Source organism: Stenotrophomonas sp. 2694, assembly GCF_040548715.1.
Classification (GTDB): Bacteria; Pseudomonadota; Gammaproteobacteria; order Xanthomonadales; family Xanthomonadaceae; genus Stenotrophomonas; species Stenotrophomonas indicatrix.
The window spans coordinates 48965-69638 of record NZ_JBEPSG010000002.1 but is presented as its reverse complement, the minus strand read 5'-3'; the positions used below and the strand labels follow the sequence as shown (position 1 = coordinate 69638).

At 67.2% G+C, this 20674-nt stretch carries 21 protein-coding genes; 13 read left to right on the top strand and 8 right to left on the bottom strand.

Features of this window, described 5'->3' with window-relative positions:
• Window positions 1–79 precede the first annotated feature (79 nt).
• The gene (locus ABIA73_RS03115; RefSeq protein ID WP_354275417.1) at window positions 80–1078 is read left to right on the top strand and encodes a polyprenyl synthetase family protein; all 999 of its coding nucleotides are present in this window, start codon (window positions 80–82) and stop codon (window positions 1076–1078) included.
• A 71-nt stretch (window positions 1079–1149) separates the two neighbouring features.
• On the opposite strand, the gene ABIA73_RS03110 is transcribed toward ABIA73_RS03115, so the two are convergent.
• Window positions 1150–1941: a dienelactone hydrolase family protein gene (locus ABIA73_RS03110; RefSeq protein ID WP_099783146.1), complete on the bottom strand. Its 792-nt coding sequence runs from the start codon at window positions 1939–1941 to the stop codon at window positions 1150–1152.
• A gap of 129 nt (window positions 1942–2070) precedes the next feature.
• Here ABIA73_RS03110 and ABIA73_RS03105 point away from each other — a divergent pair, with 129 nt between their 5' ends.
• The gene (locus tag ABIA73_RS03105; protein WP_309909803.1) at window positions 2071–2652 is read left to right on the top strand and encodes an SMI1/KNR4 family protein; all 582 of its coding nucleotides are present in this window, start codon (window positions 2071–2073) and stop codon (window positions 2650–2652) included.
• A gap of 65 nt (window positions 2653–2717) precedes the next feature.
• On the opposite strand, the gene ABIA73_RS03100 is transcribed toward ABIA73_RS03105, so the two are convergent.
• The 4 genes from ABIA73_RS03100 to ABIA73_RS03085 form a co-directional block, all read right to left on the bottom strand.
• Complete coding sequence (locus tag ABIA73_RS03100; protein ID WP_354275416.1) at window positions 2718–3332, bottom strand: hypothetical protein; 615 nt, start codon at window positions 3330–3332, stop codon at window positions 2718–2720.
• Window positions 3333–3347: 15 nt separating this feature from the next.
• Complete coding sequence (gene murD, locus ABIA73_RS03095; RefSeq protein ID WP_354275415.1) at window positions 3348–4757, bottom strand: UDP-N-acetylmuramoyl-L-alanine--D-glutamate ligase; 1410 nt, start codon at window positions 4755–4757, stop codon at window positions 3348–3350.
• Complete coding sequence (gene murL / locus ABIA73_RS03090; protein ID WP_354275414.1) at window positions 4738–6090, bottom strand: UDP-N-acetyl-alpha-D-muramoyl-L-alanyl-L-glutamate epimerase; 1353 nt, start codon at window positions 6088–6090, stop codon at window positions 4738–4740. The genes murD and murL overlap by 20 nt, the downstream gene beginning before the upstream one ends.
• Window positions 6091–6180: 90 nt before the next feature.
• The gene (locus tag ABIA73_RS03085) at window positions 6181–8775 is read right to left on the bottom strand and encodes a bifunctional aspartate kinase/diaminopimelate decarboxylase (protein WP_354275413.1); all 2595 of its coding nucleotides are present in this window, start codon (window positions 8773–8775) and stop codon (window positions 6181–6183) included.
• Window positions 8776–8850: 75 nt separating this feature from the next.
• Here ABIA73_RS03085 and ABIA73_RS03080 point away from each other — a divergent pair, with 75 nt between their 5' ends.
• Window positions 8851–9723, top strand: a complete 873-nt coding sequence (locus ABIA73_RS03080) for a PhzF family phenazine biosynthesis protein (protein WP_218788848.1) — start codon at window positions 8851–8853, stop codon at window positions 9721–9723.
• Window positions 9724–9817: 94 nt separating this feature from the next.
• Window positions 9818–10696 (top strand): PhzF family phenazine biosynthesis protein, encoded by an 879-nt coding sequence (locus ABIA73_RS03075; protein WP_180831468.1) that lies wholly within the window; start codon window positions 9818–9820, stop codon window positions 10694–10696.
• A gap of 87 nt (window positions 10697–10783) precedes the next feature.
• Here ABIA73_RS03075 and ABIA73_RS03070 read toward each other — a convergent pair whose 3' ends face one another.
• Window positions 10784–11215, bottom strand: coding sequence for an OsmC family protein (locus tag ABIA73_RS03070; protein WP_025873972.1), 432 nt, complete (start codon window positions 11213–11215; stop codon window positions 10784–10786).
• A gap of 370 nt (window positions 11216–11585) precedes the next feature.
• Here ABIA73_RS03070 and ABIA73_RS03065 point away from each other — a divergent pair, with 370 nt between their 5' ends.
• The 4 genes from ABIA73_RS03065 (at window position 11586) to ABIA73_RS03050 (ending at window position 13888) form a co-directional block, all read left to right on the top strand.
• Window positions 11586–11984, top strand: coding sequence for an HU family DNA-binding protein (locus ABIA73_RS03065; RefSeq protein WP_025873973.1), 399 nt, complete (start codon window positions 11586–11588; stop codon window positions 11982–11984).
• Window positions 11985–12288: 304 nt separating this feature from the next.
• Complete coding sequence (locus ABIA73_RS03060; RefSeq protein ID WP_025873974.1) at window positions 12289–12597, top strand: DUF3861 family protein; 309 nt, start codon at window positions 12289–12291, stop codon at window positions 12595–12597.
• Window positions 12598–12667: 70 nt separating this feature from the next.
• On the top strand, window positions 12668–13210 hold the full coding sequence (locus ABIA73_RS03055; protein ID WP_025873975.1) for a hypothetical protein: 543 nt from the start codon (window positions 12668–12670) through the stop codon (window positions 13208–13210).
• Between the two features lie 81 nt (window positions 13211–13291).
• Window positions 13292–13888 carry a YceB family lipoprotein gene (locus ABIA73_RS03050; protein ID WP_025873976.1) on the top strand — a complete coding sequence of 199 codons (597 nt, stop codon included), beginning with the start codon at window positions 13292–13294 and terminating at the stop codon, window positions 13886–13888.
• 72 nt (window positions 13889–13960) lie between these two features.
• On the opposite strand, the gene ABIA73_RS03045 is transcribed toward ABIA73_RS03050, so the two are convergent.
• Together ABIA73_RS03045 and ABIA73_RS03040 are read right to left on the bottom strand one after the other, a co-directional pair.
• Window positions 13961–14503 carry a type 1 glutamine amidotransferase domain-containing protein gene (locus tag ABIA73_RS03045; RefSeq protein WP_025873977.1) on the bottom strand — a complete coding sequence of 181 codons (543 nt, stop codon included), beginning with the start codon at window positions 14501–14503 and terminating at the stop codon, window positions 13961–13963.
• 172 nt (window positions 14504–14675) lie between these two features.
• On the bottom strand, window positions 14676–15143 hold the full coding sequence (locus ABIA73_RS03040) for an SET domain-containing protein (RefSeq protein ID WP_010483549.1): 468 nt from the start codon (window positions 15141–15143) through the stop codon (window positions 14676–14678).
• 210 nt (window positions 15144–15353) lie between these two features.
• Between ABIA73_RS03040 and ABIA73_RS03035 the strand changes: the two genes are divergently transcribed.
• From ABIA73_RS03035 to ABIA73_RS03015, 5 genes are all read left to right on the top strand, one after another.
• A complete protein-coding gene (locus ABIA73_RS03035; protein WP_025873978.1) occupies window positions 15354–15809 on the top strand; it encodes an SUF system Fe-S cluster assembly regulator in 456 nt (151 codons plus the stop codon).
• Window positions 15810–15826: 17 nt separating this feature from the next.
• Window positions 15827–17302 carry a Fe-S cluster assembly protein SufB gene (gene sufB / locus ABIA73_RS03030; protein ID WP_025873979.1) on the top strand — a complete coding sequence of 492 codons (1476 nt, stop codon included), beginning with the start codon at window positions 15827–15829 and terminating at the stop codon, window positions 17300–17302.
• 75 nt (window positions 17303–17377) lie between these two features.
• Window positions 17378–18142 (top strand): Fe-S cluster assembly ATPase SufC, encoded by a 765-nt coding sequence (gene sufC / locus ABIA73_RS03025; protein WP_025873980.1) that lies wholly within the window; start codon window positions 17378–17380, stop codon window positions 18140–18142.
• On the top strand, window positions 18142–19404 hold the full coding sequence (gene sufD / locus ABIA73_RS03020) for a Fe-S cluster assembly protein SufD (protein ID WP_279208326.1): 1263 nt from the start codon (window positions 18142–18144) through the stop codon (window positions 19402–19404). The genes sufC and sufD overlap by 1 nt, the downstream gene beginning before the upstream one ends.
• Window positions 19401–20657, top strand: a complete 1257-nt coding sequence (locus ABIA73_RS03015) for a cysteine desulfurase (RefSeq protein WP_354275412.1) — start codon at window positions 19401–19403, stop codon at window positions 20655–20657. The genes sufD and ABIA73_RS03015 overlap by 4 nt, the downstream gene beginning before the upstream one ends.
• Window positions 20658–20674: the final 17 nt, after the last annotated feature.

Sequence of the window (20674 nt, the reverse complement as noted above, 5' to 3'; positions counted from 1 at the left end):
GCGGTGGCCTGGCCCCCGGTTTCCTCCCCAATTCACAGGCAACGCCTATAATCAGGGATGAGCCTGAAAGCCTGATCGCATGACCATCACTGAAGACACCCGTCCCGCCCTGGGCCTGTCCCAGATCCAGTCGCTTGCCGCAGCCGACATGGCTGCCGTCGATGCCCTGATCCGCCGCCGGCTGTCCTCGGATGTGGTGCTGATCAACCAGATCGCCGACCACATCATCTCCGCTGGCGGCAAACGCCTGCGGCCGATGCTGGTGATGCTGGCCGGCCATGCGGTCGGCGGCTCCGGCCCCGAGCACCACCAGCTGGCAGCGATCATCGAGTTCATCCACACCTCCACCCTGCTGCACGACGACGTGGTGGACGAATCCAGCCTGCGCCGCGGCCGCAGCACCGCCAATGCACTGTGGGGCAACGCGCCCAGCGTGCTGGTGGGCGACTTCCTGTACTCGCGCAGCTTCCAGCTGATGGTCGAGCTGGACCGGATGCCGGTGATGCAGATCCTGGCCGACACCACCAACCGCATTGCCGAAGGCGAAGTGCTGCAGCTGCTGCACGTGCACAACCCGGACACCGACGAAGCCGCCTACCTGCGCGTGATCGAGCGCAAGACCGCGGTGCTGTTCGCCGCCGGCACGCGCCTGGGTGCACTGGCCAGCGGCGTCGATGAAGCCACCCAGCAGGCCCTGTACGACTACGGCATGCTCCTGGGCTACGCCTTCCAGATCGCCGATGACGTGCTGGATTATTCGGCCAACGCCGACGAGCTGGGCAAGAACCTGGGTGACGACCTGGCCGAAGGCAAGGCGACGCTGCCGCTGATCCATGCCATGGCCCATTCCGATGAGGCCACCCGCCAGCGCCTGCGCGCGATCGTGCAGAACGGTGATGCCTCGGCGATGCCGGAAGTGCTGGCGGCGATCCACGCCACCGGAGGCCTGGAATACAGCCGCCGTCGTGCCGAGGAATATGCAGAGGCCGCCGAACGGGCGCTTGACGGCCTGGGCGACAACGATGCCGTCGCCGCCCTGCGCGGCCTGGCCCGCTACGCGGTACAGCGTTCGCATTGATGGAGGAGTGCCGACCAACGGTCGGCACCTACAAGAACGGGTGGGTGCCGACCGTTGGTCGGCACACCTTTTCAACGCCTCTCGAACCGCTCCTCGAAGAACTCATCCAGTGCCTTCCAGGCGCGCTTGGCGGCGCGTTCGTTGTACTGGCAGCCCGGCGGGCTGTTGGCATCGCGCTCGGCAAAGCAGTGCACCGCACCGCTGTAGTTGGTGAACTCCCAGTCCACCTTGGCCGCATCCATTTCCTTCTGGAAACTGCCGATATCCTCGGCGGTCACACTCTTGTCGTCGGCGCCGTTCAGCACCAGCACCGACGGGTGGCTGCCGCCGGCCTGCGCCGGCAAAGGGGAGCCGAGCCCGCCATGCAGGCTGACCACGCCCGCCAGCGGCGCGCCGGCGCGGGCCAGTTCCAGCACCGTGGTGCCGCCAAAGCAGAAGCCCACTGCGCCGATCCGGCTGGCGTCCAGCGGTGCTTTGCCCGCCTGCGCCTTCAGTACGTTGACCGCCTCCAGCGCCCGCGCTCGCAGCAGTGGCCGGTCATTGCGCAGCTTGGTCGCCACCGGTCCGGCCTCGGCATCGGTCTTCGGCCGCACGCCCTTGCCGTACACATCGGCCACCAGTACCACGTAGTCATCGCCCGCCAGCTGCTTGGCCTTCTCGATGGCCGATTCGTTCACGCCCTTCCAGTTCGGCACCATCACCAGGCCGGGACGCTTGTCAGCATCTCCATCGTCATAGACCAGCACGCCACTGAAGGTCGTGCCCTGGTGCTTCCACTCCACCGGCTGGGTCTTCATCGCCGCCCACGCTGGCATCGCTGCCAGCCCCAGTACCATCGCCACGCCGCAACGCCAACGGTTCATGCGCCTGCTCCAGAAAAAGGGGACGGAGGGGATTAAGCCGTAATCGCCCCTCCCGCGTCGCATTCTGCATTGGCGGCGTGACGCAGGTGTGGTTGGATACGACTTGATCCCCTCCGTCCCCTTTTCTGCATGAACCTTGTTGATCGCTTTCTGTCTGGATTGATCCCGCGGCTGCCCGAGGAAGATGCCCCGCAATGGGCGTGGACCGAAGGCGCCAGCGAGGCCGACCTGCAACGGCTGCGCGCGCAGTGGCCGCAGGTGCCCGACAGCCTGGTCGAGCTGCTTTCGCGCGTGGACGGCACGCACTTCCGCGACTATCCGAAGGGCGAGGTCTGCGTGCTGATGCTGGGCTCGGACGTGGGCGACTACCCGTACTACCTGCGCTCCATCGGGCAGATCTTCGAAGACCAACAGCAATGGGACGACAGCATCCGTTCCATCTACGAAGAATGGCTGGATGAAGAGCCGGAGATCCTCGGCGCCGGCATCGATGCCGACCTGCCGATGAGCCGCCGACTGTGCTTCTCGCACTGCATGAACAACGGCGGCACCTCGATGCTGTATCTGGATTTCGATCCCGCACCCGGCGGCAGCGTTGGACAGGTGGTGCGCTACCTGCACGACCCGGACAGCTACGCGGTCATCGCCCCCAGCTTCGATGCCTACCTGCAGCAGCTGATCGACCGCGACTACAGCTTCCTCGACGAGTAGATCCACGCCATGCGTGGATGAAATCCCGCCGCCCGATGGCCTCATGCCATGCGTGGATCAGGGCTTCACTCGCGTTCGATCCAGTGCAACACACCCGGTTCGAACGCAAGCAGATCGTCCACCGCCATCCGCGCGCGCGCCCAACACCGTTCCGGCGGCTTCGGCTGCCGGCCCCCCACAGCCCCAGCGTAGTCGCGCACCAGCAGGCCGATGCGCGCCGCTCCGGCATCCAGCAGGGCATCAATGCGCTGCAGCCACTGGCCGGCGTCTCCCAGGGCTCCATCGCGATGCACCTGCTGATCCTGCTCGCGCCGCGCCAACTGCTCGGCCAGCGCACGGGCGATCTTCGCCTCGCTCCAACCCTTCCTGCGCCGGCGCTCGGCATCACCCTTCCATTCCCGCATCTCCCATGCCGATGCGAGTGCGGTGCCACAGTCGCAGTGGCCTGCGCTCAACCAGGGCTGCCAGCCCGGCCACACGGCGGCACGCAGGCTCGGCGAATCCTGCGCGAACAGCCGCCGACCGCTGCGCTCCATGATTGCGGAGCCTTCGGCGTCCGGAAACGAAGTGGGCAGGAACAGGGTGATGAAGGTGCACATAAGGCTCGCCGAATCCGTCCGGGTTTCCGCACAGAGTAGATCCACGCCATGCGTGGATGAAATCCCCGGGTTGCCGGCCACCAGCCGGCACGACCGTCAGGCGATCCCGATACCCGGAATCGCGCTGATCGTATCCGGGTCGAACCCGGCCAGCTCGGCGAAATGCCGCCCGCGCGCAACGTAATCGCGGTAGGCGCCATAGCTCGGCGCGCCCGGCGACAGCAGCACCACCCCACCCTGTTCGCCCAGTGCGCGACGCGCCAGCGACATCGCGTCGGGCAGATCGGCAGCGGCATGCAGGCCGAAACGGCCGGCGTCGGCCAGCCGCTGCAGCGTCGCGTGGATGCGCGGACCGTTGCTGCCCATGGTCACGATCTCCACCGGCGGCACGTCGTGCGCCATGTGCTGCATGAAATCAGTCCAGTCCAGGCCACGATCATGCCCGCCGACCAGCAACGCGATGCGCTGGCCGGCAAAGCACTCCAGTGCCGCCAGGCTGGCATGCGGCGTGGTGCTGATCGAATCGTTGACGTAGGTCAGGCCATCAGCCTGGCCGATGCGTTGCAGGCGGTTCGGCAGCGGCCGGAAATCCTGCACCGCCGGCGCCAGCGCCACGGCATCCAGGCCCAGCGCCTCCAGCGCGGCCAGCACCGCGCACAGGTTGCCGCGGTTGTGGCGGCCCGGCAGTGGCGTATTGCGGGTATCGAATACCGCCTGCCCGCCGCGATGCACGATGTCACCGCGCATGTGCCAGCCCTGCGGCTGGTTGAACCAGACCACATCGCTGCCGGGCAGCGACAGCGCCGCCAGATGCGGGTCTGCGGCATTGAGCACGGCAACGCGCGGCGCGGCCCCGGTCACCAGCTGCAGCTTGTCTTCGATGTAGCGCTGTTCGCTGCCGTGCCAGTCCAGGTGTTCCGGGAACAGGTTCAGCACCACCGCCACCTGCGGGTGCGCACCACTGCGCGCGACCTCGCCGGTCTGGTAGCTGGACAGCTCCACCGCCCAGTACGCAGGCGCCGGTTGCGGGTCCAGCACTTCCAGCAGTGGCAGGCCGATGTTGCCGACCAGGCCGGTGCGATGTCCCGCTGCGCGCAGCAGGTGCGCGACCAGCGCGGTGGTGGTGCTTTTGCCCTTGGTGCCGGTCACGCAGATCGTGTCGCGCACGGTGCCATCGGCATCGGCATGTTCGGCAAACCACAACGCCGTGCCGCCGATGAAGCGGGTGCCCTGCTCCGCCGCCGCCAACGCGATCGGCAGGTACGGGCTGATCCCCGGCGACTTGATCACCACCTCGAATGCCGCCAAGGCCTCGGCCGACGGTTCACCACGCACGTCCAGCACGCCCTGCGTCTCCGCACGCGCGGCCGCGACCTCGCTGGCCGGGCAGAACAGGCTCAGGCCAAGCGATGGCAGGCGCGCGCGCAGCACCGCATACGCAGCACGCCCCTCACGTCCCCAGCCCCACAGCGCTACGCGCTTGCCTTCAAGCTGCGAAATCTTCACGCACCCGTTCCCACAGCGTCGCCGGAATACGATGTTCGCCCTGCAGCTGCATCAGCGGTGCAAGCTCCAGCTCGGCCGCATCCAGCTGCGGCTGGATTTCATTGCAGAAGCGCTTCACCAGCACGTCTTCCTTCCACTCCGGGCGCTGCGCCAGGGTGGCCATCGCCGCACGCGATTCGCGGCCTTCGCCCACGCATTCGAACGGCTTGTGGTCCTGGAATTCCAGCAGCGCATCGAAGCCACCAGCCTGCTCGATGTCATCCAGCAGGTTGCGGCCGAAGATGCGCACCAGGCGGGTCTTGGGCATGAACGGGGCCAGCGCCAGGAAAACGAAGTGGCACTTCGGGCAGACGCCGCACCAACGGTTCACCGGGCGCTCGCCAAGGATGTGGAAGTTGCGGTTGCAGCTGGAGAAATGCGCGTCGTAGAAATCGCTCTTGGCGAACTGGCGGGCCACCGCAAGCTCCGACATCGGCCGCAGCAACGAGTAGTACTGCAGGTCGGCGGCCACGTACTTGCGCACGTGGTTGCCGAAGGCCTGCTCGCAGGCCCAGCCCTTGGACCACTGGTGGTTCACTTCACCGGTGCCCGGAATCTGGCTGCCGTAGCTGGCCGAGCGCTCGTTGGAGAACACCACCTGGTCCACACCGTGCAGCAGCGCAGCCAGCACCATGATCGCCGAGTTCACCACGGTGACCGGGATGTGCCCGTTCCATGCGCCCTGGCGGTTGAGTTCGAATAGTTCCGGCGCCAGCGCGCGGCCCAGGTTCAACGTCGGCAGCCCGGTGCGTTCGGCACAGGCACGGATCAACTGCGAACCCCCGATCCAGGTCACCGTCTCGTCCACGCCGGCGCGGCGCAGCGCTTCGATGCTGACCAGCGAATCCTTGCCGCCGCCGATGGCGACCAGCGCGTGCGATTGCAGGCCCAGCAACGGCGCCTGCACCGCCTCGCCCTGCACCGGCAGGCGGAAGCGCCCACGCAGGTTCAGGCCGTTGCGGTAAGCGAATTCGCCCAGGCCGTTGAGGTAGATGGTCTCCACCAGCGCTGCGGTATCGGCATCGATGCTGTAGCTGTCGATGCTGACCGTATCGGGCACGCCGGCCTTGTAGTAGCTCACACCGGCAATCAGGTGCAGCAGCCGCAGCGCGCGCTGCACGGCATCGGCACGGGCCGGTTCCAGCACGAACGGGGCGCCGGGCACGGTAACGGTTTCCACCATTTCCGGGCCGTCATCGAAGGCGTAGACCAGCTTGGCCACGCCGGTGTCCGCGGCGAATTCGCAGCGGACGAAACGGAAGCGGGAAACCTGGTGTTTATCGAAAGCAGTCATGGTGAATCCAGTTCAAGCACGGTCAGGCACGTGCCCGCGCGCAGGCGCGGGACGTGTCGGTGGGCGGGTGCAGGGCGCGGAAGGCGGCGATCATTCGATCACGTCTTCGCGCGGCATCGCCCGCTGGTTGTAGGTATTGGACATCACATAGCCGTAGGCACCGGCGTCGGCGATCAGCATCACATCGTCCGGCGCGGTCGACACCGGCAGCTTGCGGCGCTTGCCGAACACATCGCTGGATTCGCAGATCGGGCCGACCACATCGAACGCCGCTTCGGCGTAACCGCCCTGGCGGCTGAGGTTCTCGATGTCGTGCCAGGCGTCGTACAGGGCCGGGCGCATCAGCGTGTTCATGCCGGCATCCAGGCCGACGCGGCGCACGCCATCCTTCTCCACCACCTGGGTGGCGTGGGTCAGCAGCACGCCCGATTCGGCCACCAGGAAGCGGCCCGGCTCGATCGCCAGGCGGAACGCCGGATGCAGCGCCTTGACCTCGGCCAGGCCCTCGGCCCAGGCATCCAGGTCGAACGGCTCGTCTTCCTCGCTGTACGGGATCGGCAGGCCACCACCGATGTCGATGGTGTGCACGCTGCCGATGCGGCGCGCGAAGCCAGCCAGCTCATCGCACATCAGGCGCCAGTGCTGGGCGGTTTCCACGCCACTGCCAAGGTGCGCATGCAGGCCGACCACGCGGGTGCCCAGCTCGGTGGCCGCGCGCACGAACTCGTCCACGCGCGCGATCGGCAGGCCGAACTTGGATTCCTTGCCACCGGTGCGGACCTTGGCGTGGTGGCCTTCGCCACGGCCCAGGTCCACGCGCAGCCACAGTTCGCGGTTGCGGAACAGGTCCGGCCAGCGTTGCAGGGCTTCGACGTTGTCGACAGTGACGGTCACGCCCAGCGCGAACGCCGCTTCGTACTCGCTGCGCGGGCAGAAGCTGGGGGTGAACAGCACGCGCTTGGGCGACAGTTCCGGAATGGCCTGGAACACATGCTTCAGCTCACCGTGCGACACGCACTCCAGGCCGAAACCTTCGGACTCCAGCAGCTGCAGGATGGCCGGATGGCTGTTGGCCTTGATCGCGTAGTAACGCTGGTCGATCGGCTTGATCGCCGCCAGCGCGCGGGCACGCGCCCGCACCGTCGGCAGGTGGTAGACGTAGCGCGGGGTGCCGGCATCGGCCAGCTGCAGCAGGTGCGCACGCTGGCCGCGCCACCACGGCGTACCACGCGGGCGCACGGTGCCGGCGATTTCGCGCCAGCGCGGGCCGAACACTTCGGTCTCTTCCACCGGCATCGCGCCGCTGTCGATCAGTTCGGCGTGCAGGATCGGCAGCAGGCCATCGGCATCGGCTTCGTCGATGACGAAGGTCAGGTTCAGGTCGTTGGACGACTGCGAAATCATGTGCACGCGCTCACGACCGAAGGTCGCCCACACGTCCGACAGCTTGTGCAGCAGCGAGCGCATGCCCAGGCCGACCAGGGTGATCGCCGCGCACGGCACGATCACCTTGACCTTGCAGATCTGCGACAGGTCGGCCGACAGCGCGGCCAGCACATCGGTGTTGACCAGGTTCTCGGACGGATCCAGCGATACGGTGACGTTGGTCTCGGCCGAACCGATCAGGTCCACCGACAGGCCGTGCTTCTTGAACAGGCCGAATACATCGGCGAGGAAGCCGACCTGCTGCCACATGCCGATGCCTTCCATCGACACCAGCACGATGCCGTTGCGGCGGCTGATTGCCTTCACTCCGGGCACCGGCGCGGCATTGCCGTCGATGCTGGTGCCCGGCAGCTCCGGGCGCTCGGTATCGAGGATCGCCATCGGCACGCCCGCATCGCGGCACGGCTTGATCGAGCGCGGGTGCAGCACCTTGGCACCGGTGGTGGCGATTTCCTGCGCTTCGTAATAGTCCAGGCGGGTCAACAGGCGCGCGTCCGGCACGTCCTTGGGATTGGCGCTGAACATGCCTGGCACATCGGTCCAGATCTCCACGCGGCTGGCGCCGAGCAGCGCACCGAAGTACGCCGCAGAGGTATCCGAACCGCCGCGGCCGAGGATGGCAGTGCCACCGTCGGCGTGACGCGAGATGAACCCCTGGGTGATCAGCAGGCGCGTGGGCTGCGCGCGGAAGCGCTGCGCCCAGTCCGCATCGGCACGCCACTGGCAGTTCACCGACAGGCGCTGCGACCAGTCGCTCTGGTTCGGCTGCGGCGGCAGCGCGTCCAGCCACTGGCGCGCATCCATCCAGCCGAAATCCAGGCCGCTGGCACGCAGATAGGCCGCGCCCAGGCTGGAAGACAGCAGTTCCCCCTGGCCGAGCACTTCGGCCTGCCAGTCCAGAGGACGGCTGGGCGCACGCGGGTCGTCCAGCAGGCCCTGCAGCGCGGCCAGCCGCTCGGCCAGCACCTCCGCGCCCAGCCCCAGCTCGTCCAGGAAGGCCTGGTGGCGTTCGACCAGCGCCGCCACGCGATCGCGGCTGTCCGGCGCGCCATCGGCAATCGCGGTCAGTTCATTGGTGACCCCGGACAGCGCCGAAACCACCACCAGAACGCGCGAACCGGTCTCTTCGGCCCGTTTTTTCGCCAGCTTCCCGATCGTGTCCCAGCGGTGGCGACGCGACACCGAGGTGCCGCCGAACTTCAGTACGATCCAACGATCGACAAGGGGGGAAGCTGACATGGATAGGCTATGTGTAATGTGGGGAAGCCGCCCGAGGGGGCGGAACCTTCGATTCTAAGCCCAATACACCCGTCAATGACCGCCTACCGCTACCTGCAGCTCGATGTCTTCGCCCACCAGCCCGGTACCGGCAACCCGCTCGGTGTCGTGTTCGACGCGGATGGACTGTCCACCGACCGCATGCAGGCATTGGCCGCCTGGCTGAACCTGTCCGAGACCGTGTTCTTCCTTCGCCCCACCGCTGCCGGCGCCGACTACCACGTGCGCATCTTCACCCCTGCCAGCGAGCTGCCCTTCGCCGGGCACCCCAGCGTGGGCGCCGCCTGGGCTGCGGTCACCTGCGGCCTGGTGCAGCCACGCGACGGGGCCCTGGTGCAGCAGTGCGCGGCCGGCCTGCTGCCGGTGCAGGTCACCGGGCCGGCCAACGCGCCCACCATCCGCCTGGCGAGCCCAGCGGCACGGCCGCTGCCGGCTCTGCCAGGCGACATTCCTGACACTCTGCGTGCCGCTGCCGCCGAGGGCCAGCGCGCCGAGCTGTGGGACAACGGCCCGCGCTGGTGGCTGCTGCCGCTGCGCGACGCCGAGGCCGTACGCACGCTGGTACCGGACATGGCGGCCCTGCGCGACTGGAGCATTGCCACCGACGCGCTCGGCATCGCCGTGTTCGCGCTCGAAGCCGATACCGGGCACGACCTGGTGGTGCGCGCGTTCTGCCCCGCCGATGCGCCCAACGTGCCGGAAGACCCGGTGACCGGCAGCGCCAACGCGCTGATCGGCGCCTGGCTTCGGCAGCGTAATGCCCTGCCCGGCGAGAACCGGACCTATCTGGCCAGCCAGGGCCGCGAGGTCGGCCGCGACGGCCGCGTCCAGGTCACTGTGGACGCGCAGGACACGGTGTGGATCGGCGGCCAGGTGCAGCTGGTGATAGACGGCAACATCACCTGGTAGCGCCGGGCCACGCCCGGCGGCCTACCGCGCTGCGCGCTCGCGGGGCATGGCCCCGCGTTACCCTATGCCGCCTGTTTCCTGGAGTTCCTGCTCGATGACCACCCGCCGCTTCCTGCAGCTGGATGTGTTTTCCCCGCGCCCGGGCGCCGGCAATCCGCTGGCCGTCGTGCTCGACGCCGAAGGCTTGGACGATGCGACGATGCAGGCCATCGCCCGCTGGACCCGCCTGCCCGAAACGACGTTTGTGTTCCCGGCACAGACGGCCGGCACCAGCTATCGGCTGCGCATGTTCAGCCCGCAGAAGGAAGTGCCGTTCGCCGGCCATCCCAGCGTCGGCACTGCCCACGCGGTGCTGCAGGCGGGCTTGGCCATGCCGGTCGACGGGGTACTGGTTCAGGACGGCATCGCCGGTGCGCTGCCACTGCGCGTGACCGGCGAAGGCGCGCAGCAGCGCATCGCCATCCGCACGCCCCGTGCGCAGCTGGCCGAGATCGCCGCCACCGATGACCCACGCCTGCAGGCCGCATTGCACACCTGGCCGCTGGGTTCGCTGCCGCCGGCCCGCATGCAGGGTGGCCGCAGCTGGTGGGTCGTAGAGGTCGCGGATGAGGCCGCGTTGCGCGCCCTGCACCCGGACTGGGATGCGATCGCCACGCTGGCTGAATCGACCGACAGCATGGGCGTGTTCGCCTATGCCTTTGCCGATGGCAGCGATGGTTACGACCTGGCCGTGCGCGCTTTCGTCGGCAATGGGCGCCGCTTCGAGGATGCTGCTTCTGGCGCGGCCAACGCTGTGCTGGCGGCCTGGCTGGACCTGCGCGACGCCCTTCCGCGCGGCCGCCAGCCCTTCGACGTCAGCCAGGGACGCGAAGTCGGCCACGATGCGCGGCTGACGCTGCTGGTCGATGAAGAGGGCGAGGTCTGGTCCGGCGGCCAGGTGCAGACGGTGATTTCCGGCACCATCGATTGGTGAACGCAAAGCGGTAGAGCCGGCCGCTGGCCGGCTGCCACCTTATACCCGGTTTCATGTGGTTGCCGGCCAGCGGCCGGCACTACCTTCTCAGCCCAGTTCGGCTTCCAGGCTGATCGGCACCGCGCTCAGCGCCTTGGAAACCGGGCAGTTCTGCTTGGCGTCATCAGCGATCGCGCGGAACTGCGTCGCCTCGATTCCCGGCACCACCGCCTTCACTTTCAGCCGGATCTGCGACAGCTGCGGGCCGCCTTCCATCGACAGATCGACCTTGGCTTCGGTATCCAGCGAGGTCGGGGTAAAGCCTGCCTCGCCGAGCTTGGCCGACAGCGCCATGGTGAAACAACCGGCGTGCGCGGCAGCGATCAGTTCTTCGGGATTGGTGCCCTTTTCATCACCGAAACGGCTGTTGAAGCCGTAGCGGGTCTTGTCCAGAAGACCACTCTGCGGCGTGCTCAACTGGCCCTTGCCCGACTTCAGGTCGCCTTCCCAATGCGCGGTAGCGTGTCGCGAGATTCCCATGTCCTGCTCCGTTGTGGCTGTGATGAACCAATACCCTGGCACGCGCCGCGTTAGCCCTGCGTCGCCCCGCCGCATGCGGCGCGCCTGTCCCGAGCCAACGACTGGACACTTCTTCGCCAGCAATCTGGCGATTTCCCCCTTGTTTTCAGTCATTTCGCCCATCCAGTCGAAATCACCGACACTGCGGTGCAGCGCACCACCGCACCCGCTCCCCCTACTGCCGGCCATGTACTGAATCGGCCTGGATATGAAAAAACATGCACTTTCAGCGCTCCAGGCTATTGGCGGCGCCCAAGAGTTGCCCTACATTGCGCTTGCCGACGGGGTTCGGCGCCGACCAAACAACCAACCGTTCACGGAACAGGAAACCATGGCAAAGACCGCTAAGAAGGCTGCCCCGAAGAAGGCAGTGAAGAAAGTCGCGACGAAGGCAGCCGCCAAGCCGGCCGCTCCGAAGCCGATCAAGGAAGTGCTGACCAAGTCGGGCCTGGTTGCACACATCGCTGAAGTCTCCGGCGTTGTCGCCAAGGACGTCCGCGCTGTGCTGGCCTCGCTGGAAGGCGCTGTCGCTTCCTCGGTGCACAAGAAGGGCGCCGGCTCGTTCACCCTGCCGGGCCTGCTGAAGATCACCACCGTCAATGTGCCGGCCAAGCCGAAGCGCAAGGGCATCAACCCGTTCACCAAGGAAGAGCAGTGGTTCGCCGCCAAGCCGGCCACCACCAAGCTCAAGGTTCGCCCGCTCAAGAAGCTCAAGGACGCTGCGCTCTAAGCGCGCGCCCTGCAGCGGATACCTGACGGGACGGCCTTGGCCGTCCCGTTTTTTTTGCCCCGCATCCGCGCTCGCTCTGCCGTAGATCCACGCCATGCGTGGATGCCGTCCACTGCGCCCCCGCAACACAGCGTTTCCCGCGCCCACGCAATTTCCCGCACAGGCCCGCCGCCCATGGCCGCGCCGCTGTTTTTCCAGCGCAGGAACGAACCGGGTGGAACACTGCGTGCAGCGCCGGCCATCGCCGCCGGCCGACGCCTTGCCTATGGTGGTGCCATTCCTCCCCACCAGCGCGAGCACCCCCATGGCCAGCCCTTCCACCCGCTACCGGATCTCGGTGACCCCGATCGAAAAGGACGGGCACCAGTGCACCGGGCGCTGCACCATCGAACTGGAGCACCGCGCCAGCCGCGACCTGATGCGCCTGCTGGAATCGGCCCCGCGCACGGCAGGCCTGAGCGGTGACGAACGTGCCACCCTGGTGGTGGCCACCCAGCTGCTGCGTGACATCGTGCAGCGTCATGCCGACACCGACGGCCATGCACTGGCAGCGGTCGCCGCGCAGGTCCTGCCGGCGCTGGACGCGCTGGAACAGCTTCCCTCTTCGCGCTGACCACTTCGCGCTGAGCGGTCCCCGGCCGCTACACTGCCGCCTTCCAGGCTGCCTCGGGGAGGAGGCAGACATGCGCGGTTTTATTTCCTTGTTGATCCCGCTGCTTGTGGCGGGGTGTTCCAACCCGGCGCCCCCGGTCGATGCCACCGGGCGCGACGCGAGCGCCGCCACAACCGCCCCGTCGGTGCCAACGACGAAAGCGGCACCGCAGGCCGCTACCGTTGACGCGATCGCCATCGATCCGCTGTATGGCGCCGTTGCCAACGGCAGCGAAACGCCCGCAGCGATGCTCAACCGCTACATGCTGGATCTGCTCAACCGCAACACATCGCGCAGCGATGCGGCCTGGGCCTATGCCCCCGCCGACCCGCGTCATGCCGACGATGCCGTGCTGCGCCTGCTGCCCGACGTGCGCAACCTGCGCCTGGACAGTGACGTGGCGTTGCCCCGCGACGATGGGCAGCCGCCACGCCTGCTGGAGGTGCCAGTGAAGATCCGCGCGGTGACCGCCAACGGCACCTTCCGCTACCACGGCTGGTACCGCGTGCAGCCCAGCGCCGATGGCCGCAGCTGGCAGATCCAGTCGGCCAGCCTGCAACCAACGCTGGACTGAACCGTTGCAACCGTGTGTACCCGCGATTCAGCGGGCAAAGCTACTCTGTAGGCCTCTTGGATCCTTCTTCCGGTCACCGCCATGCGCCTGCGTTCCCTGATGACCCGCCTTGCCGCCTCGACCGTGCTGATTGCTGCTGCGATCGGTGCGCAGGCCGCCCCTTCGATCTCCGGTCGTGAACTGGCGGTTGGCGCCAGCGACGTGCAGCAGTATCTGGACGGCAGCTTCCCGCGCACGCAGGACGCGCTGGGCGGCCTGATCGCGCTGACCATGAGCCACCCGCAGCTGAGCCTGCCCGCAGGCGAGCGCTTGAACCTGGGCATGGACGTGGCGCTGGCCACCGCCGGCGGTAACCCGGCCAAGCTGGGTACGGTGAAGCTCAGCAGTGGCCTGCGCTATGACGCGCAGACCCAGGGCTTCCACCTGCAGCAGCCGAGCGTGGATGACTTCACTCCGGCCAGCCAGGGTGGCCGTCTCGATTCACGGACCCGTGGCCTGCTGAACGCATGGCTGAGCGACTACGCCCAGCGCGAACCGATCTACAAGCTGGACCCGGCCGTGGCCGGACTGCTCGGCGCCCTGCAGGTGCAGTCGGCACAGGTGAAGAACGGCAAGCTGGTGGTGACCTTCAACCAGAACCTGGGCGACCTGGTGCCGGCGGGCATCCTCGGCAAATAAGGTAGTGCCGGCCGCTGGCCGGCAATCCTTTTACGCACGTGCCGGCCAGCGGCCGGCGCTACCAGCGCCGCATCACGCCGCCAGCGCTTTCACCACCGCCTCGCTGAAGGCTGGAATGTCATCGGGCTTGCGGCTGGTGATCAGGTTGCCGTCCACCACCACTTCCGCGTCGCGCCAGCGCGCGCCGGCATTGGCCAGGTCCTGCTGCAGCGACGGCCACGAGGTGACCTCGTGGCCCTCCGCCAGCCCGCTGTTGATCAGCAGCCAGGGGCCGTGGCAGATCGCCGCCACCGGCTTGCCGGCACCCGCCATGCTGCGGATGAAATCCAGTACTGCTTCGTTGGTGCGCAGGGTATCCGGATTGATCACGCCACCGGGCAGCACCAGCGCATCGAAACGGCCGGCATCGGCGCCATCCAGTGGTTGATCCACGGCGACCGAATCACCCCAGTCCTTGTCCTTCCAGCCCTTGATGCTCGCCTCCTTGGCCGGCGACACCACGCTCACGCGCGCGCCCTCCGCTTCCAGCAGGTGCTTGGGCTCGATCAGTTCGGACTGCTCGAAACCATGCGTGGCGAGAATGGCGATCTGTTTGCCGCGTAGACGCTGTGCCATGTCGTGCTCCAGATAGGGGGGAGCGCACAGGGTGGCCGAGTGGCCCTTGAACGGCGGTGACCCTCACGTGCACGGCAGGTGGAGAATCGCCCGGATAGCGCCGGGCCGTGCCCGGCGGCTTCTGGTTCCGCCCGCGCTTCGCGTTCGCCGGGCATGGCCCGGCGCTACCGGATCAGCGCTTGGGCTGCAGCATCGTGCCGGTGCACTTGGGCGAGCCACAGCGGCACTCCCAGATCTTCTTCAGCTTGGCCGTGTGGCGCTCGGCCAGGGTGATGCCGTAGTTGTACGTCAGCTCTTCGCCCGCCTTGATATCGCGCAGCGCCTCGATGAAGACCTTGTCGCCGCGGCTGTCACCGTCTTCGTCTTCCTCGATCACCGCCTCGCAGTTCGGGTCGCAGCTGTGGTTGATCCAGCGCGCGTCGTTGCCCTTGTAGTTGGCATCGATCACCCAGTCGTCGTTGAGGGTGAACAGGAAGGTATGGCCGCTTTCCACGTCGCCACTGTCATCGGCATCGACATCGCCGTGGCTGCGCAGCAGGCCCTTGTACTGGATCACGCGCTCGCCCTGCTTGATCGGGGCCACGGAAAACACACCGTTGCCGTGGATGGCGGACTTGCGGGCTTGGATCTTCTTGGGCATCGGCAAGAGACGTTTGCAGCGGAAGGAACGTTGATTCTCGCCCATTCCGGGTGATTGCGAAAATCACCCCCATGCCGCAGCATGTCGCCCCGATGGCGGCCCTTGGCGACTGCCCTCCGGCCAGGCCCAAGCGCCCGCTGAATGGCCGGGTTGGATGCCGGCGAATAAAAGCGTACAATTTCAGTCCGCTTTAAGAACCACTCGCATCCCATGTTGCGCGTCACCAAGCTCACCGATTACGCCACCGTCGTACTGACCGTACTCGCCGCCCGTCCGGGCGAGGTGCTCAGTGCCACCGAGCTGGCCGAATTCACCGGTCTGGAGCCGCCCACCGTCAGCAAGGTGCTCAAGCCACTGGCCCAGGCCGGCCTGGTCGAAGGCCTGCGCGGCGTCCGTGGCGGCTACCGGCTGACCCGCCCATCGATCGAGATCTCGCTGTTTGAAGTGGTTGAAGCCATGGAAGGGCCATTGGCCCTGACCGAGTGCAGCCACGACCACCACCAGTGCGGCATGGCGCCCAAGTGCGGCGCGCGCAGCAGCTGGCGGCTGATCAACGACGTGGTCTCCGAGGCCCTGCGTGATGTCAGCCTGGCGCAGATCCTGCCCCCTCTTCCCCTTGTCGACGAAGAACAGCGCCGCACCATCGCTGTCGACGTCGTCTCCTGATCCGTAGGCAGCCCCCCATGGCCACCGAAACCATCGAAACCGTCGCCAGCGACGACACCCCCAACCGCGAGATCCATGAGCAGCTCGGCCGCAAGTATTCGGCCGGCTTCATCACGGACATCGAGTCGGACTCCCTTCCCGCCGGCCTGGACGAGGACACCATCCGCGCCCTGTCGGCCAAGAAGGAAGAGCCGGAATGGATGACGCAGTGGCGCCTGGACGCCTACCGCCACTTCCTGACCATGCCGATGCCGAACTGGGCCAAGCTGCAGATCGCCCCGATCGACCTGCAGGCGCTCAGCTACTACTCCGCGCCGAAGGGCCCGAAGTACGCCTCGCTGGATGACGTGCCCAAGGAACTGCTGGACACCTACGACAAGCTGGGCGTGCCGCTGCACGAGCGCGCCAAGCTGGCCGGCGTAGCGGTGGACGCGGTGTTCGACTCGGTGTCCGTCGGTACCACCTTCCGCAAGGAACTGGCCGAAAAGGGCATCGTGTTCTGCTCGATGTCCGAAGCCATCAAGGAGCACCCGGAACTGGTCAAACAGTACCTGGGCACCGTGGTGCCGGTGGGCGACAACTACTTCGCCGCGCTCAATTCTGCGGTGTTCTCCGATGGCAGCTTCGTGTTCATTCCCAAGGGCGTGCGTTGCCCGATGGAACTGAGCACCTACTTCCGCATCAACGCCGGCCACACCGGCCAGTTCGAGCGCACGCTGATCATCTGCGAAGAGAAGGCGTACGTGTCCTACCTGGAAGGCTGCACCGCGCCGATGCGCGATGAGAACCAGCTGCATGCGGCGGTGGTCGAGCTGGTGACGCTGGACGATGCGGAGATCAAGTACTCCACCGTGCAGAACTGGTACCCGGGCGATGAGAACGGCGTCGGCGGCATCTACAACTTCGTCACCAAGCGTGCCGAATGCCGTGGCGCGCGCAGCAAGGTCACCTGGACCCAGGTCGAGACCGGCTCGGCGATCACCTGGAAGTACCCTTCCTGCGTGCTGCTGGGCGACGACTCGGTCGGTGAGTTCCACTCGGTGGCACTGACCCACCATCGCCAGCAGGCCGACACCGGCACCAAGATGATCCACGTCGGCAAGCGCACCAAGAGCAAGATCATCAGCAAGGGCATCAGCGCCGGCCGCGGCCAGAACACCTATCGTGGCCTGGTCAAGGTGGACCGCAACGCAGACGGCGCGCGCAACTACACCCAGTGCGATTCGCTGCTGATCGGCAAGCAGTGCGGCGCCCACACCTTCCCCTACATCGAGGTGAAGAACCCGGGCGCCACCGTCGAGCACGAGGCCACCACCTCGAAGATCTCCGACGACCAGCTGTTCTACTGCCGCGCCCGTGGCATCAGCCAGGAAGACGCGGTGTCGATGATCGTCGACGGCTTCTGCAAGCAGGTGTTCCGCGAACTGCCGATGGAATTCGCGGTGGAAGCCAAGAAGCTGCTGGAAGTCTCGCTGGAAGGTTCGGTGGGCTGATCGCCCGCCCTGCGCCCTCGCACAACGCATTCTCTTTACCGGCGGGCCCCGGCCCGCACCACGGAAACCCCCATCATGCTGAAGATCGAAAACCTCCACGCCCGCATCGGCGACAAGGAAATCCTCAAGGGCCTGTCCCTGGAAGTGAAGCCCGGCCAGGTGCACGCCATCATGGGCCCCAACGGCGCCGGCAAGTCCACCCTGGGCAATGTCCTGGCTGGCCGCGACGGCTATGAGGTCAGCGAAGGCAGCGTGCAGTTCGAAGGCGTCGACCTGCTCGATCAGGACCCGGAAGCGCGCGCCGCTGCCGGCCTGTTCCTGGCATTCCAGTACCCGGTGGAAATCCCCGGCGTGAACAACACCTACTTCCTGCGCGCCGCGCTGAATGCACAGCGCAAGGCGCGCGGCGAGGAAGAACTGGATTCCATGCAGTTCCTCAAGCTGGTGCGGCAGAAGCTGGCCGTGCTGCACCTGAAGGACGAACTGCTGCACCGTGGCGTCAACGAAGGCTTCTCCGGTGGCGAGAAGAAGCGCAACGAGATCTTCCAGCTGGCCGTGCTCGAGCCGAAGCTGGCGATCCTGGACGAAACCGATTCGGGCCTGGACATCGATGCGCTGAAGAGCGTGGCCGACGGCGTCAACGCGCTGCGCAGCGCCGACCGCTCGTTCCTGGTCATCACCCACTACCAGCGCCTGCTGGACTACATCAAGCCGGACGTCGTGCACGTGCTGGCCGATGGCCGCATCGTCAAGAGCGGCGGCCCGGAACTGGCGCTGGAACTGGAAGCGCACGGCTATGACTTCCTGAAGGACCGGGTCGTGCCCGAGGCGGCGGTCTGATGAGCGCCCTGCTCGACTCCATGGCCCAGGCCTTCTGCGGCAGCGACGCGCGCCGCGAAGTGCTCGACAGCGTGCTGCGCGACGGCCTGCCCGGCGCACGCAGCGAAACCTGGAAGTACACCTCGCTGCGCCAGCTGGAGCGTCGCAGCTTCGCGGCTGCTCCGCTGGCCCCGGCTCTGCTGGATGCCACCGCGCTGGAGGACATCCCGGCACCGCGCCTGGTGTTCGTCAATGGCCGCCTCAACGACGCGCTGAGCGACGTGCAGGGCCTGCCGGCCGGCGTGCAGCTGGAGACGTTGTCCTCCGCACTGGCCGCTGGCGAGGACGCCGTGCGCTTCCTCGGCCGCCGCTACGATCGCAGCGACGATGTGTTCGCCCGCCTCAACGCCGCCCTCGCCGATGAGGGCGTGGTGCTGCGCGTGGACGACGGCGTGCAGGTCGAGGTGCCGCTGCAGCTGGTATTCGCCAGCGTGGCCGGCGACACCGACCTGGCTTGGCACCACCGCCACCTGATCGAACTGCGTGCCGGCGCCAGCCTGGGCGTGGTCGAGCACCGCTTCAGCGTCGGTGATTCGGCGCATCTGGACAACACGGTGCTGCACGCCCACGTCGCCCGCGATGCGGTGCTCAAGCACGCCCGCGTGCAGGCCGGCAGCGCGCGCCAGACCAGCTTCCTGCGTACCGACGCGGTGCTGGCCAAGGACGCGCAGTACCACCGCGTGGACCTGGAGCTGGGTGCCGCGCTCAGCCGCCATGAGCTGAACGTGCGCCTGGAAGGCGACAACGCCCAGCTGACCGCCAATGGCGTGCTGCTCGGCAACGGTCGCCGCCACGTCGATACCCGCCTGGGCATCGACCACATCGCCCGCGACACCAGCGCCGAGCTGCAGTGGCGTGGCGTGGCCGCCAACCGCAGTCGCGTGGTGTTTCATGGCGGCATCCAGATCCGTGCCGGTGCCGATGGCACCGACGCCAACCTGTCCAACAAGAACCTGCTGCTGTCTGCCGACGCCGAGATCGATACCCAGCCGACGCTGGTGATCGACGCCGACGAAGTGAAGGCCGCACACGGTGCCACCGTCGGCCAGCTCGACGCCAACGCGCTGTTCTACCTGCGCTCGCGCGGCCTGCCGCAGGCCCAGGCGCAGGCGCTGCTGAGCGCCGCGTTCTGCCACGAACCGCTGAAGGTGCTGCCCGAAGCGCTGCGCGAACAGCTGGCACGCCGGCTGGACAAGGCGCTGGCCGAGGCGGGCGTGGCATGAACCTGTCCACCCCGCGACCGATCGAAGCACCCGCCGACGCCCCCGACTGGGCGCGCGTGCGCCTGGACTTCCCGCTGCTGATGCGCGAAGTGCACGGCAAGCCGCTGGTCTATTTCGACAACGCCAACACCGGCCAGAAGCCGGTGCAGGTGATCGGCGCGGTGGACGAGTTCTACCGTCGCTACAACGCCAACGTCAGCCGTGCCGTGCATGCGCTGGGTACCGAGGCCACCGACGCCTACGAAGGCGCACGCAACAAGCTGGCCCGTTTCCTCAACGTGCGCAGCAACGACCTGGTGCTGTGCAGCGGCACCACCTTCGCGATCAATCTGGTTGCCTACTCCTGGGCCCTGCCCCGGCTGAAGGCCGGCGACGTGATCCTGGTGTCGCGCATGGAACACCACGCCAACATCGTGCCGTGGCAGCTGGTCGCCCAGCGCACCGGCGCGACCATCCGCGTGGCCGAGATCACCCCCGACGGCGCGCTGGACCTGGACGCGCTGCGCGCGGCGATGACCGCCGAGGTCAAGCTGCTGGCCGTGGCCCATGTCTCCAACGTACTCGGCACCATCAACCCGGTGCGCGAGATCTGCCGCGAAGCGCGCAAGCGCGGCATCGTCACCGTGGTCGACGGCTCGCAGGCGGCCCCGCACCGCAAGATCGACGTCACCGCGATCGGCTGCGACTTCTACGCCATCACCGGCCACAAGATGTGCGGCCCGACCGGCACCGGTGCGCTGTGGGCGCGTCGCGAGCATCTGGACGCGATGCCGCCGTTCCTGGGCGGCGGCGAGATGATCAAGGAAGTCAGCTTCGACGGCACCGTATTCAACGACGCCCCGCACAAGTTTGAAGCCGGCACCCCCAACATCGCCGGTTTCATCGGCCTCGGCGTGGCGGCGGACTATCTGCAGAACGTCGGCCTGGACCACGTGGAAGCGCGCGAAGCCGAGCTGCTGGCGCACTTCACCGAAGAGCTGCGCCGGGTTGACGGCCTGCGCATCATCGGCGAAGCGCCGGAAAAGGCGGCGGTGGTGTCATTCCTGATCGACGGCGCCCATGCGCACGATCTGGCTACCCTGCTGGATCTGGAAGGTGTGGCCGTGCGCTCGGGCCAGCACTGCGCGCATCCGCTGCTGCAGTACTACGGCGTGGCGGCGACCTGCCGTGCGTCGTTGGCGTTCTACAACACGCATGAAGAGATCGAGCGGTTCATGGCTGCGTTGACGAAGGTGCGGAAGTTGCTGGGGTAAGGCTTCAGTAACCGCTG